This is a genomic window from Rhodococcus sp. 05-2255-3B1 (assembly GCF_002258545.1).
Taxonomy (GTDB): domain Bacteria; phylum Actinomycetota; class Actinomycetes; order Mycobacteriales; family Mycobacteriaceae; genus Rhodococcoides.
This window is the reverse complement of the sequence record NZ_NOZC01000036.1, coordinates 538142-550373: the sequence shown is the minus strand read 5'-3', so window position 1 is coordinate 550373 and position 12232 is coordinate 538142. Positions and strand designations below refer to the sequence as shown.

Sequence of the window (12232 nt, the reverse complement as noted above, 5' to 3'; positions counted from 1 at the left end):
TGTGGGGTCAGAGTTTCTTCTTGCCCAGCAACAACTTCCAGGGCACCAATGCCGACTCGAGCTGCACCGACAGGCTCATCTTGGATTCGCCCTCGCTGCGCTCCTCGAACGTGATCGGCACTTCGGCGAGAGTGAGGCCGTGTTTGACGGTTCGATAGTTCATCTCCACCTGGAACGCGTACCCGTTGCTCTCGACCGAGGCGACATCGATGGTGCGCAGGGTGCGCGCGTGCCACGCCTTGAATCCCGCGGTCGCATCCTTGACTCCGAGGCGCAGGATCGTGTTCACGTAGAAATTCGCCCATGCGGACAGGGCCTTGCGATGCCAGGGCCAATCGGCAGCGACCGCTCCGCCCGGTACGTATCGCGATCCGAGCACCACGGCCGCGTCGCTGGTGTTGAGTTTGTCGATCATCGCCGGAATCACCTCGGTGGGGTGCGAGAGATCGGCGTCCATCTGAATGACGATGTCCGCACCTTCGTCGAGCGCTCTCGTCATGCCTGCGACGTATGCGCGGCCGAGCCCGTTCTTCTCGGTGCGGTGCAGAACGCTGACGTCGATGGGTCCGTCGATGGCCAATTTGTCGGCGACCTCGCCGGTGCCGTCCGGCGAATTGTCGTCGACCACCAACACACCGAGCCCTTCCACCTGTAACCCGGCCAGCAGCTCGACGAGCTTGGGGAGGTTCTCACGTTCGTTGTACGTCGGTACAACGACGGTGGTCTTGGGGGCGACTCGTTCCGTACTCACCACCGTATGATCCGTGATTCGGGTGTCCGATCCAAATATCGGACACGATCGGCCGTGTCGGGTCGGCATCGTGGGTCGTGTCGATCGCCCGTCGACTCACGACCGAGCCGCGTCGACGAATACTCCGTCGCGCAGAATCGGAACGCAGGAACTCGAATCGACCTCGGCTGCGATGTCGACGTCTTCCGGGTGTCTCATCCCGGCCAATTCGCGACCCGAGGCGCATTGCCGCAGCTCGGAGCCTACGTCGTGCATGACGGCTCGCCACGCGGCAGCGGCTGTTCTCGCCTCGGGGGAGGCATCGGGTGCTCCGGCGTCGAGCAGGGCGGCGATGACTGCACCGGCCCCCCACAGGTCCTCGACGGCGGGGCGGAGCGATCCGTCCGGCCATCGTTCTCCGGCCGCTATGACCGCTGTCACCGCACTGCTGTTTCCGGCCCGTATCCACTGCCCCACTGCGGACGCGTTTCTCAGCGACGCTCCCACACACAGCGGGGCCGTGCTCGCGAGATCGTGGGCAATGGTGGACCCGTTCGGTGACGGCAACACCAGCCGAGCCGGTGCCGGCGCGGCCCGTACGGTGGCCGGGCACAAGCTGATCCGGCCCGGTGAGGCGGCCGACCGCCCCACGGCGAGGGCCGCGTCGAACTGCTCGGCCAACTCGGTGGCCCGGTCGTCGCGCCACCGACTGGGGATGACGTCGATACCCGCGTCCACAGCGACCGTGAGAGTGGTCGTGAACGACAGGACATCCACGACGACGGCGATGTCGGCGCCGTCGACACAGGCATCGGCACCGCGCAGACCCCAGTCGAAGCGGAGTCCGTACGCGTTCTGGGACAGTTCGGGGTCGGCCGGCATTGCCGAAAGGTAGCAAGTCCGGTGATACCTTCGGCGCGGGATCTAGTGGGGGAGAAACATGCAGTTGGAACTGGACACCAAGGTGATCGTCCTCGTGGCCGGTCTGCTGCTGCTGTGGGCACTGGGGTTGGGTGTCGTCAAGTACCACCAGATGTCGACGTCTCCGGACGGCACTGCCCACCGGTACGTCGACATCGCCCATCGGGCAGCGTTGATGTACTCGTTCGCCGCTCTGGTACTCGCTGTGCTGGCGCAGTTCAGCGCGTGGTCGGTGCCGGTGGATCTGATCGCCGCATCGGTGGTGCTGTTGTTCTTTGTCGCTGCCGTCGTGAGCTACACCGTGCACGGGTTTCGTCGGGACACCGAGAACCAGTTCGTCGATCCCGTCCCGGGGACGCATCTGTTCATGGTGTCGTTGATCGTCGGCGAAATCGGAGGAACAGCGGTGCTCGTGGCCGGCTTCGCCGTCGAGCAGTTCGGTGCGCGCTGAGAGACTCGGAAACTACCGAGGGTCCAGGTACAGCTCGGCGGTCTCGGTGGCGACGGCGGACACCGCAGTTGCGAGACCGGGCTCGAGGTCCAGTGCAGCTGCCAGCGGTTCTCCGCGCAGGCCCTGCGTTCGGAGTAGCTCCCAGGCCCGTTCCACCAAGCGCACCGATGTGGGATGGTCCAACTCGGGGCGGTTCGAGCGCAGTGCGGTGGCAGCCCAGTCCGCGTCGAAAGTCCCGTTGGGCGGACCGAACACACGCTCACCGGACGAATAGCTCTTGGGCTCCATACCCTCCGACGCTAGCAGCATCGCAGGACGGTGCAATCGTGACCGATTTGCGTCGGGACAGCACTACCGAACCGATCGGTTTCTTCAGTACGGTATGGCGATGTACGACGGCCACCGCAGGTCTCCACTCGCGCTCTGGGTCGTCGGATCGCTGGCGCTCGGTCTTCTCGCGGGCTGTGCCGGCGAGGACGGCAGCGGCCCGGTCGACGAGGTCTCGGCCGGCACGAACTACGTGACGGTCACGGGATCGTTGGTGGTCGGTGATCCCGTGACCGATCCCGCGCCGACCGTCGAAGCGCCGCCGCCCGTGGTGATAGAGCTACCCCCGAGCCTCGATGGCGCGCGGTTCCCGAGCGCATCGCCGGTCGGTGTCACCGACGTGGTGTTCGAGGGGTCGTCGACTGTCGAATTCCGGTTGGCGGGCAACGGCCCTGTCTCCTACACGGTGCGGTATGTCGACGAAGCCGTCCGCTACGCCACGAGTGAACCGCTGGCCGTGCCGGGAAGATCGGTGTTGCAGGTGGATCTGTCCGGTACATCGACGGACTCCGACGGCACGTTCTCTCCGTATACCGGGCCCGAACGTGTCCGAGGACATGGGGGTTCCGCTGTTGCCTCGGTCGATTTTCTGGCCGATCCCGGCGGAATCTCGCAGGCCTTCGTCGGTGTTGCGGCCGATCGACCCGAGTTCACGGTGACGACCACCGAAGAACCTACCGCGGTGATCGTCACCGTCGAGTCCTGACCGGACTCGCAGCGTCGAATGCATGTCGGCCGTAGCTGTTTCGGGCTGATTCGCGGGGACAGCGCGGTAGCATCGCGGTGTGTCCGACGCCACAGTGGGAGAGAGTTCATCCGGTCGTCTGCGCGTGCTCGTGTACAGCAGCAATGCCGCCACCCGTGCCCAGGTGCAGTCTGCGGTGGGAACTCGACCGGATCCCGCACTCGGTGACATCGAGTACGTCGACATCGCCACGGCTGCCGTAGTCATCGAGCACATGGATGCAGGCGGTGTCGCGTTGGCGATTCTCGACGGCGAGTCCTCACCCGTCGGCGGTCTGGGTCTGGCGAAGCAGCTGAAGGACGAGATCGTCGATTGCCCACCGGTGTTGGTGCTCATCGGACGTCCGGACGACGCGTGGTTGGCCGAATGGTCGCGCGCCGAGGCTGCAGTACCGCACCCGTTGGATCCGATTCGGCTCGGGCGTGCGGTGGTCGATCTGCTGGGGCAGCGCTCGGCACGCGTCGGTGCCCGGGTCTCTCGACCGCGGTAGTCAGACCGTCTTCTCCGATGCGGGGACCGTCAGCACGAACCGGTGGATCGAACCGGCGATGACTGCTCCGAGCAACGGGAACACCACGAACACCCACAGCTGTGACAGGGCCGGTCCGCCGGAGACGAGGGCCGGGCCGAGGGACCGAGCAGGGTTGACCGAGGTCGAGTCGATGCCGATGCCCAGCAGGTGAACCACGGTCAGGGTGAGGCCGATCGGGATGCCGGCCGCCACGACGGGGTGAACGGTGGGAGCGGTCGTGGCCAGTACGACCAGGACGAGCAGGCCGGTCGCGATCGTCTCGAACACCGCCACCGACGCCAGCCCGTATCCTCCGGGTGACGAGCTGCCGAAACCGTTGGTGCCCAGACCGTCCGACGACATGTCGTATCCGGGGCGGCCGGACGCCACGAACAGTACGATCAGCGCGCCGATCACTGCACCCACGGCCTGCGCAGCGATGTAGAACGCAGCTTTGACCGGGGTGATGGCGCGAGCTATCAGGGCTCCGATCGTCACGGCCGGGTTGATGTGGCATCCCGAGACAGGCCCGATCGCGTAGACGAGGGCGAGCAGTGTGAGCCCGAACGCCAGGGCGATGCCCGGGGTGCCGACAGTGTCGCCCGCGATGACGGCGGTGCCGACTCCGAAGATCACGAGCAGGGCAGTTCCCAATCCCTCGGCGGCGAGTGCCGAGACGGAAATCGATTTCATCATTCCTCCTGTTTCATGCCGCGGCCTCGTTCGGCCGGGATCGTCGGGAGGTTTGTCGTTGACGTCCGACCGGATCGCATGGGGCCGGGTAGTGATCTGAGTCACACTGTCGAGATCGGGTGCCCCATGCGTGTCAACGGATTACGAAACTGGAGTCCTCGAAATCCCGCGAGATCGACACCGAACCCATATCGTGTGTTTCAGGTCACATTGGTACGGCCGTCGCATTTACTCCGCGCCGGCGCGGTAGTCGATCGAGGGAGCAGATGCCGGGATGAACGCCTACGTTCCGATCCTCGTTCTCGGTGCCATTGCGGTCGTGTTCGCGGTGTTCTCGGTGATGGTCGGAACCATGGTGGGTCCGGCGCGGTACAACCGAGCGAAGTTCGACGCGTACGAGTGCGGCATCGAGCCCACGATGCATGCGCCTACGGGCCAACGATTTCCGGTGAAGTTCTACCTGACCGCGATGCTGTTCATCATTTTCGACATCGAGATCGTCTTCCTCTATCCGTGGGCCGTGCACCTCGACGTCCTGGGCGCTTTCGGACTGGTTGCCATGGCACTGTTCGTCGTCAACGTGTCGGTGGCCTACGTCTACGAGTGGCGGCGAGGCGGACTCGGATGGGACTGACGCCCGAACGCTGATCGGCGGCGGCACGATGCACTGTTCTCACCTCAAGCGGATGCGAAAGAGCGTGATCGATGGGACTCGAAGAGAAGCTACCCAGCGGATTTCTGCTGACCACCGTCGAGGGGTTGGCGGGCTACGCCCGTAAGGGTTCGTTGTGGCCCGCGACCTTCGGTCTCGCGTGCTGTGCGATCGAGATGATGGCCACCACCTCCGGTCGGTTCGATCTCGCGCGATTCGGCATGGAAGCGTTCCGTGCGTCTCCGCGTCAAGCGGACCTGATGATCGTGGCGGGGCGTGTCAGCCAGAAGATGGGGCCCGTACTGCGGCAGGTGTACGACCAGATGGCGGAGCCGAAATGGGTCCTCGCCATGGGTGTCTGCGCGTCCTCGGGCGGAATGTTCAACAACTACGCGGTGGTTCAGGGTGTCGATCATATCGTCCCCGTCGACATCTACCTGCCCGGTTGCCCGCCCCGGCCCGAGATGCTGCTCAACGCAATCCTGGAGCTGCACAAGAAGATTCAGGAAATGCCGCTCGGTGTCAACCGCGAGCAGGTGCGCGCGGCCGCCGAGGCTGCAGCGTTGGCGTCCACCCCGACCATCGACTTGAAGGGGCTGCTGCGATGACGACGCACGGAGCCCGCGGGATGTTCGGTGTCCGGGGGAGCGGCGACACGTCCGGCTACGGCCGGTTGCAGCCGCCGGTGGCGTCGGTCGATACCGCGCTCCGACCCTACGGCAGCTACTTCGACGCCCTGGTCGATCGCTTGGCCGCTGTTCTCGACTCCGGGGACGCAGCCGTACCGTTCGAGGACGCCGTCGAACGTGTGGTGATCTTCCGCGACGAACTGACGTTGCATCTCTCGCGGGAGCACGTACCCGCTGTCGCCCGTGCTCTCCGTGACGACGGGGAACTGAGATTCGAATTGTGCACGGGGGCATCGGGCGTGCACTACCCGGATCATGTCGGCCGGGAATTGCGCGTGGTCTACCATCTGGTCTCCATCACCCACGGACGCCGTGTGCGACTCGAAGTGGCTGTGCCCGATGCAGATCCGCACACGCCCTCGCTCTGCGCGGTGTATCCGACCAACGATTGGCACGAACGCGAGGTCTACGACTTCTTCGGCATCGTCTTCGACGGTCATCCCGCCCTGACGCGGATCGAGATGCCCGACGATTGGGTCGGCCACCCCCAACGCAAGGACTATCCCCTGGGCGGAATTCCCATCGAGTACAAGGGCGCTCGGGTTGCGCCTCCCAACGAGCGCAGGTCGTACAACTGATGAGCGCAACGGACGAAACCATCTATGCGGTGTCGGGTCAGGACTGGGACGACGTGGTCGAGCTGGCCCGCGGGTCGACCACGGAACGCATCGTGGTCAACATGGGTCCGCAACACCCGTCCACCCATGGTGTGCTGCGGTTGATACTCGAGATCGAAGGCGAGACCGTCACCGAGGCCCGGTGCGGAATCGGCTACCTGCACACCGGTATCGAGAAGAACCTCGAGTATCGTAACTGGACCCAGGGCGTCACGTTCGTCACTCGGATGGACTATCTCTCGCCCTTCTTCAACGAGACCGCGTACTGCCTCGGGGTGGAGAAGCTACTCGACATCACCGACGACATTCCCGAGCGCGCGACGGTGGTCCGGGTGATGCTGATGGAGCTCAATCGGATTTCCTCGCACCTCGTGGCGTTGGCCACGGGCGGAATGGAATTGGGTGCCGTGACGGCGATGCTGTTCGGCTTCCGGGAACGCGAACTGATACTCGACGTCTTCGAGGCCATCACCGGACTTCGGATGAACCACGCCTACATCCGTCCCGGGGGCTTGTCTCAGGATCTGCCCGCCGATGCGATCGCCAAGGTCCGCGAGCTACTGCGGGTTCTTCCCGGCCGTCTACGCGACCTCGAACTCATGCTCAACGACAACCCGATCTGGAAGGCCAGAACCGAGAACGTCGGCTACCTGGACCTGACGGGGTGCATGGCCCTCGGCGTCACCGGTCCGGTGCTTCGCTCGACCGGGCTTCCCTACGATCTGCGCCGGTCCGATCCCTACTGCGGGTACGAGAACTACGAGTTCGATGTCGTCACCGACACCGGATGCGACTGCTACGGGCGCTATCTGATTCGCGTGGAAGAGATGAAGGAATCGCTCAAGATCGTCGAGCAGACTCTCGATCGGCTGCGACCCGGACCGGTGGTCATCGACGACAAGAAGATCGCCTGGCCGGCAGAACTGGTCTCCGGACCCGACGGTCTCGGCAATTCTCAGGACCACGTGCGCACCATCATGGACACCTCGATGGAGTCGTTGATCCACCACTTCAAACTGGTGACCGAGGGAATGCGAGTGCCGGCGGGCCAAGTGCTGTCCACCGTGGAATCGCCGCGAGGCGAACTGGGCGTGCACATCGTCAGCGACGGCGGCACTCGGCCGTACCGAGTGCATTTCAGAGACCCCTCGTTCACCAACCTGCAGGCGGTTGCCGCGATGTGCGAGGGCGGCATGATCTCCGACGTCATCGCTGCCGTGGCCAGTATCGACCCGGTGATGGGCGGGGTGGACCGATGACCACGCCACGCTCGGAGCCGGTACTCGTCCAACTCGGAGCCCGCCCCGAGGAAGCCGTACAACTGGTCGGCCCCGACGCACGCGAATCCTATCCCGACGACGTCCTGGCCCGCCTGCGCGCCGACGCCGACATCGTCCTCGCCCGCTATCCTCAGACCCGATCCGCGTTGCTGCCGTTGCTGCACCTGGTGCAATCCGAGGACGGATACCTCACGCCGGCCGGAATCGAATTCTGCTCGGACGTACTCGATCTCACCGGAGCAGAGGTGACCGCGGTCGCGACGTTCTACTCGATGTATCGCCGCGAGCCCACCGGCAACTATCGCGTCGGAGTGTGCACCAACACCCTGTGTGCCGTCATGGGCGGCGACGCCATCATGGACGCCCTGCGGGACCACCTCGACATCGATCACGGCGGGACCACGGCCGACGGTGCCATCACCCTCGAGCACATCGAGTGCAATGCCGCGTGCGACTTCGCGCCGGTGATGATGGTCAACTGGGAATTCTTCGACAACAGAACTCCGGCGTCGGCGCGGGAACTGGTCGACGCGCTTCGCTCCGGTGAGCAGGTGACCCCGACTCGCGGCGCGCCGCTGTGCACGTTCCGCGAGACCGAGCGAATTCTCGCCGGGTTCGCCGACGACCGGCCCGGGGCACTCGAATCCTCCGGCAGCGCAGGCGAAGCCACCCTCGCCGGCCTCCGGTACGCCCGAGAGCACTCGATGTCGGCTCCCCGGGCGGCCGCCGGCTCGCCGGACGATCATCCCGATCTCGGTGCCGAAGCCGTGGCGGAGACCGTGCGCGAGAAACCCGCTCCGGCTCCGTCGGCGACCGTTCCACCGCAGCCGAACACCACCGAAACCGATTCGTCGACGAAGGGGAAGTGACATGGCCCTGACGCCGGTGCTGAGCGAATTCTGGGACGAGAAGAACTCGTGGACCCTCGACACCTACCGCAGTCACGACGGATATCGAGGGCTGGAGAAAGCCCTGTCCATGGACCCCGACGATCTCATCGCCTTGGTCAAGGAATCCGGTCTGCGCGGCCGTGGCGGTGCGGGATTCCCGACCGGAACGAAGTGGAGCTTCATTCCACAGGGTGACGGGAAAGTTCACTACCTCGTGGTCAACGCCGACGAATCGGAGCCGGGCACCTGCAAGGACATGCCGCTGCTGATGGCGAGCCCGCACACGCTGATCGAAGGAATCATCATCGCGGCGTACGCCATTCGGGCATCGCATGCATTCGTGTACGTCCGCGGCGAAGTGGTACCGGTGTTGCGCAGACTGCATGCCGCGGTCGCCGAGGCATACGCGGCCGGCTACCTGGGCAAGGACGTTCTCGGAACGGGATTCGAGCTCGAGCTGGTGATCCATGCCGGTGCAGGCGCGTACATCTGCGGCGAGGAGACGGCTCTGCTCGACTCGTTGGAGGGTCGGCGCGGACAACCCCGGCTGCGTCCACCGTTCCCCGCGGTCGCAGGCCTGTACGCACGCCCGACGGTGGTCAACAATGTCGAATCGATAGCCAGCGTTCCGGTGATCCTGCGCAACGGAATCGAGTGGTTCCGGTCGATGGGCAGCGAGAAGTCACCCGGATTCACCCTCTACTCGATCTCCGGTCACGTGTGTCGTCCCGGCCAGTACGAGGCTCCGCTGGGTATCACCCTGCGGGAACTGCTGGACTACGCGGGCGGCATCCGGCCAGGTCACGAGTTGAAATTCTGGACACCGGGAGGTTCGTCGACACCGATGTTCACCGGCGACCACCTCGACGTGCCACTCGACTACGAAGGCGTCGGCGCCGCCGGATCGATGTTGGGTACCAAGGCATTGCAGATCTTCGACGACACGACGTGCGTGGTGCGAGCGGTACTGCGCTGGACGGAGTTCTACGCACACGAATCCTGCGGCAAATGCACGCCGTGCAGAGAAGGAACCTATTGGCTGGTGCAGATACTGCGCCGCCTCGACAGTGGAACCGGCACCGAAGCGGACCTGACGACACTGCTCGACATCGCTGACGGCATCGCCGGAAAGTCGTTCTGCGCGTTGGGAGACGGAGCTGCGAGCCCCATCGTGTCCTCGCTGAAGTACTTCCGCGAGGAATACATCCGACATGTCACCGAACAGGGATGTCCCTTCGATCCACACCGATCGACTCTGATGGCAGAGGAGCTGACGTCATGACCGCAGCTGCACATGGTCGTTCCGCGGTGACCCACGTGGAGATGGTGACACTGACCATCGACGACCACCAGATCAGCGTTCCCAAGGGCACGTTGGTGATTCGCGCCGCCGAGCTGATGGGTGTGCAGATCCCGCGCTTCTGCGATCACCCGCTGCTCGATCCGGTGGGGGCGTGCCGTCAATGTCTGGTCGACGTCGAGGGGCAGCGCAAGCCGTTGGCGTCCTGCACGACCACGGTGGCCGAGGGCATGGTCGTGCGCACTCAGGTGACATCGGAGTCGGCGGAGAAGGCGCAGCGAGGCGTCATGGAACTGCTGCTGATCAATCATCCGCTGGACTGCCCGGTGTGCGACAAGGGCGGCGAGTGCCCGCTGCAGAACCAGGCGATGGCGGCGGGTCGAGCAGAGTCCAGATTCGTCGAGACCAAACGCACGTACCCCAAACCGATTCCGCTGTCGGCGGAGGTCCTGCTGGACCGGGAACGGTGCGTCCTGTGCGCGCGCTGCACTCGGTTCGCGGCACAAGTGGCCGGCGACCCGTCCATCGACCTGCTCGAGCGCGGTGCGATTCAACAGGTCGGGATCTTCGGTAACGAGCCGTTCGACTCCTACTTCTCGGGCAACACCGTCCAGATCTGTCCGGTGGGTGCGCTGACCAACACCGAATATCGGTTCCGGGCGCGTCCCTACGATCTCACCTCGTCACCGAGCGTGTGCGAGCACTGCGCAGGCGGCTGTGCTCAACGAACCGACCATCGGCGCGGCAAGGTCCTTCGCCGGCTGGCAGGTGACGACCCGCAGGTCAACGAGGAATGGAACTGTGACAAAGGACGGTGGGCGTTCAAGTACGCCACCGAACCCGATCGCATCACCGCGCCGATGATCCGGGACGGATCAGGGGAGTTGATCGAGACGTCGTGGTCGGCTGCGCTGGCCGCCGCGGCGTCGGGGCTGGCCGCATCGGTCGGCCGGGCGGCGGTGTTGATCGGCGGAAGGTCGACCCTCGAAGACGCCTACGCGTACGCCAAGTTTGCTCGAACAGTGCTGCACACCAACGACGTCGACTTCCGCAATCGCAGCCACAGCACCGAAGAAGCCGACTTCCTGGCCGGCCGAATTGCAGCGACCGGGTTGGGGGTCACCTACACCGACCTCGAGCAGGCCCCGGTGGTGTTGCTGGTCGGCTTCGAGCCCGAGGAAGAATCGCCGCTGGTGTTCCTGAGGCTTCGCAAGGCGCACCGCACGAGCGCAGTGGTGGTGGCGTCGATCGCGCCGTTCTCCACCCGAGGTCTACGAAAGCTCGACGGCGTTCTGCTGCAGTCGATTCCCGGTGACGAGCCGGCGTGGCTCGATGCGTTGCACGTCGGCGATCGTGGGACCGAATCCATTGCGCACCTCCTTCGCGAGCCCGGTGCGATCGTGCTCGTAGGCGAGCGGCTCGGCTGCGTGCCCGGCGGTCTGTCGGCGGCTTCGAAACTGGCGGACGACACCGGGGCGCGCCTGGCCTGGATTCCGCGACGTGCTGGAGAACGCGGTGCCCTCGACGCCGGGGCGCTGCCGAACGTCTTGCCCGGCGGTCGTCCTGTGGCCGATGCGGCTGCGCGCGCCGAGGTTGCCGCGGTGTGGGGTGTGTCCGGGTTGCCGGCGGAGGTGGGCCGCGACACCGCGGCGATCCTGGCCGACGCCGGACCGAGTCGTGTCCTGGTCACTGCCGGAATCGATCTCGACGATCTACCGGACCCTGCGGGTGCACTCGATGCACTGGACCGATCGGCGTTCGTGGTGAGCCTGGAGCTACGCCGCAGTGCGGTCACCGAGCGGGCCGACGTGGTGTTCCCGGTGGCGCCGGTGGTCGACAAGCCGGGAACCTTCGTCGACTGGGAAGGACGACCGCGCGCGTTCGACACTGCGCTCGGTGCCGGTGCACTGATGCCGGACCAACGCGTCCTCGATGCGATCGCCGCACAGATGGGCGTCGAACTGGCCGTGCCCGACGCGGCGGCGGCACGCGCTCAGTTGACTCGCCTCGGTGTGTGGAACGGCCCGCGCATCCCGGTGGCCCGGATCGCGTCCCGCGCGGACGTTCCGACCCTCGGGCCCGGGGAGGCGATTCTGGCCACGTGGCGGATGCTCCTCGATGCGGGACGGATGCAGGACGGTGAGGACAATCTCGCCGCGACCGGTCGCCCGCCCACCGTTCGGTTGTCGGCGGCGAGGGCCTCGGCCATCGGAGCGGAGACCGGTGACCCGGTGAGCGTCGCGACGGACCGGGGCTCGATCACGTTGCCGCTGACGATCACCGACCTGCCCGACACCGTGGTCTGGCTGCCGCTGAACTCGTCCGGTTCGGCGGTGTACCGGTCGCTCGGTGTGCAGTCGGGCGCGGTGGTTCGCATCGGTCGGGGTTCTGTGGAACGACCAGAGGGTGAGCAGTCGTGATCGTGG

General features: G+C 65.4%; 14 protein-coding genes. 10 read left to right on the top strand and 4 right to left on the bottom strand.

Features of this window, described 5'->3' with window-relative positions:
- Window positions 1-7 precede the first annotated feature (7 nt).
- Together CH249_RS23375 and CH249_RS23370 are read right to left on the bottom strand one after the other, a co-directional pair.
- The gene (locus tag CH249_RS23375; RefSeq protein ID WP_032398379.1) at window positions 8-751 is read right to left on the bottom strand and encodes a polyprenol monophosphomannose synthase; all 744 of its coding nucleotides are present in this window, start codon (window positions 749-751) and stop codon (window positions 8-10) included.
- Between the two features lie 96 nt (window positions 752-847).
- The gene (locus CH249_RS23370; protein ID WP_094631754.1) at window positions 848-1612 is read right to left on the bottom strand and encodes a 2-phosphosulfolactate phosphatase; all 765 of its coding nucleotides are present in this window, start codon (window positions 1610-1612) and stop codon (window positions 848-850) included.
- A gap of 58 nt (window positions 1613-1670) precedes the next feature.
- Between CH249_RS23370 and CH249_RS23365 the strand changes: the two genes are divergently transcribed.
- The gene (locus CH249_RS23365; protein ID WP_032397852.1) at window positions 1671-2102 is read left to right on the top strand and encodes a hypothetical protein; all 432 of its coding nucleotides are present in this window, start codon (window positions 1671-1673) and stop codon (window positions 2100-2102) included.
- Window positions 2103-2114: 12 nt separating this feature from the next.
- Here the strand turns inward: CH249_RS23365 and CH249_RS23360 are convergent, their stop codons facing one another.
- The gene (locus CH249_RS23360) at window positions 2115-2411 is read right to left on the bottom strand and encodes a hypothetical protein (RefSeq protein ID WP_230597004.1); all 297 of its coding nucleotides are present in this window, start codon (window positions 2409-2411) and stop codon (window positions 2115-2117) included.
- Window positions 2412-2490: 79 nt separating this feature from the next.
- On the opposite strand from CH249_RS23360, the gene CH249_RS23355 reads away from it, so the two are divergent.
- Complete coding sequence (locus CH249_RS23355; RefSeq protein ID WP_143544574.1) at window positions 2491-3135, top strand: hypothetical protein; 645 nt, start codon at window positions 2491-2493, stop codon at window positions 3133-3135.
- Window positions 3136-3214: 79 nt separating this feature from the next.
- Complete coding sequence (locus tag CH249_RS23350) at window positions 3215-3664, top strand: hypothetical protein (protein WP_094648073.1); 450 nt, start codon at window positions 3215-3217, stop codon at window positions 3662-3664.
- Here CH249_RS23350 and CH249_RS23345 read toward each other — a convergent pair whose 3' ends face one another.
- Window positions 3665-4378 (bottom strand): aquaporin, encoded by a 714-nt coding sequence (locus tag CH249_RS23345; protein ID WP_094631824.1) that lies wholly within the window; start codon window positions 4376-4378, stop codon window positions 3665-3667.
- A gap of 274 nt (window positions 4379-4652) precedes the next feature.
- Here CH249_RS23345 and CH249_RS23340 point away from each other — a divergent pair, with 274 nt between their 5' ends.
- The 7 genes from CH249_RS23340 to CH249_RS23310 all read left to right on the top strand — a co-directional run bounded on the left by CH249_RS23340 (window position 4653) and on the right by CH249_RS23310 (window position 12226).
- Window positions 4653-5012 carry an NADH-quinone oxidoreductase subunit A gene (locus CH249_RS23340; protein WP_032397854.1) on the top strand — a complete coding sequence of 120 codons (360 nt, stop codon included), beginning with the start codon at window positions 4653-4655 and terminating at the stop codon, window positions 5010-5012.
- Window positions 5013-5083: 71 nt separating this feature from the next.
- A complete protein-coding gene (locus CH249_RS23335) occupies window positions 5084-5638 on the top strand; it encodes an NADH-quinone oxidoreductase subunit B family protein (protein ID WP_032397855.1) in 555 nt (184 codons plus the stop codon).
- The gene (locus CH249_RS23330; RefSeq protein ID WP_094648072.1) at window positions 5635-6297 is read left to right on the top strand and encodes an NADH-quinone oxidoreductase subunit C; all 663 of its coding nucleotides are present in this window, start codon (window positions 5635-5637) and stop codon (window positions 6295-6297) included. The genes CH249_RS23335 and CH249_RS23330 overlap by 4 nt, the downstream gene beginning before the upstream one ends.
- A complete protein-coding gene (gene nuoD / locus CH249_RS23325) occupies window positions 6297-7595 on the top strand; it encodes an NADH dehydrogenase (quinone) subunit D (protein ID WP_032397857.1) in 1299 nt (432 codons plus the stop codon). Before CH249_RS23330 ends, nuoD begins: the two co-directional genes overlap by 1 nt.
- Window positions 7592-8485, top strand: a complete 894-nt coding sequence (nuoE, locus tag CH249_RS23320) for an NADH-quinone oxidoreductase subunit NuoE (protein ID WP_094648071.1) — start codon at window positions 7592-7594, stop codon at window positions 8483-8485. Before nuoD ends, nuoE begins: the two co-directional genes overlap by 4 nt.
- Before the next feature lies 1 nt (window position 8486).
- Window positions 8487-9788, top strand: coding sequence for an NADH-quinone oxidoreductase subunit NuoF (gene nuoF, locus CH249_RS23315; RefSeq protein WP_094631748.1), 1302 nt, complete (start codon window positions 8487-8489; stop codon window positions 9786-9788).
- On the top strand, window positions 9785-12226 hold the full coding sequence (locus tag CH249_RS23310) for an NADH-quinone oxidoreductase subunit G (RefSeq protein ID WP_094682842.1): 2442 nt from the start codon (window positions 9785-9787) through the stop codon (window positions 12224-12226). Before nuoF ends, CH249_RS23310 begins: the two co-directional genes overlap by 4 nt.
- The last annotated feature ends 6 nt before the right edge of the window (window positions 12227-12232 follow it).

What these genes read in the sequence shown, in the direction of transcription:
- CH249_RS23370 (WP_094631754.1), bottom strand. Translation starts at nt 1,612, where the DNA reads ATGCCGGCCGACCCCGAACTGTCCCAGAACGCGTACGGACTCCGCTTC.
- nuoD (WP_032397857.1), top strand. Translation starts at nt 6,297, where the DNA reads ATGAGCGCAACGGACGAAACCATCTATGCGGTGTCGGGTCAGGACTGG.
- nuoE (WP_094648071.1), top strand. Translation starts at nt 7,592, where the DNA reads ATGACCACGCCACGCTCGGAGCCGGTACTCGTCCAACTCGGAGCCCGC.
- CH249_RS23340 (WP_032397854.1), top strand. Translation starts at nt 4,653, where the DNA reads ATGAACGCCTACGTTCCGATCCTCGTTCTCGGTGCCATTGCGGTCGTG.
- CH249_RS23360 (WP_230597004.1), bottom strand. Translation starts at nt 2,411, where the DNA reads ATGCTGCTAGCGTCGGAGGGTATGGAGCCCAAGAGCTATTCGTCCGGT.
- CH249_RS23335 (WP_032397855.1), top strand. Translation starts at nt 5,084, where the DNA reads ATGGGACTCGAAGAGAAGCTACCCAGCGGATTTCTGCTGACCACCGTC.
- CH249_RS23310 (WP_094682842.1), top strand. Translation starts at nt 9,785, where the DNA reads ATGACCGCAGCTGCACATGGTCGTTCCGCGGTGACCCACGTGGAGATG.
- CH249_RS23365 (WP_032397852.1), top strand. Translation starts at nt 1,671, where the DNA reads ATGCAGTTGGAACTGGACACCAAGGTGATCGTCCTCGTGGCCGGTCTG.
- CH249_RS23345 (WP_094631824.1), bottom strand. Translation starts at nt 4,378, where the DNA reads ATGAAATCGATTTCCGTCTCGGCACTCGCCGCCGAGGGATTGGGAACT.
- nuoF (WP_094631748.1), top strand. Translation starts at nt 8,487, where the DNA reads ATGGCCCTGACGCCGGTGCTGAGCGAATTCTGGGACGAGAAGAACTCG.
- CH249_RS23355 (WP_143544574.1), top strand. Translation starts at nt 2,491, where the DNA reads ATGTACGACGGCCACCGCAGGTCTCCACTCGCGCTCTGGGTCGTCGGA.
- CH249_RS23330 (WP_094648072.1), top strand. Translation starts at nt 5,635, where the DNA reads ATGACGACGCACGGAGCCCGCGGGATGTTCGGTGTCCGGGGGAGCGGC.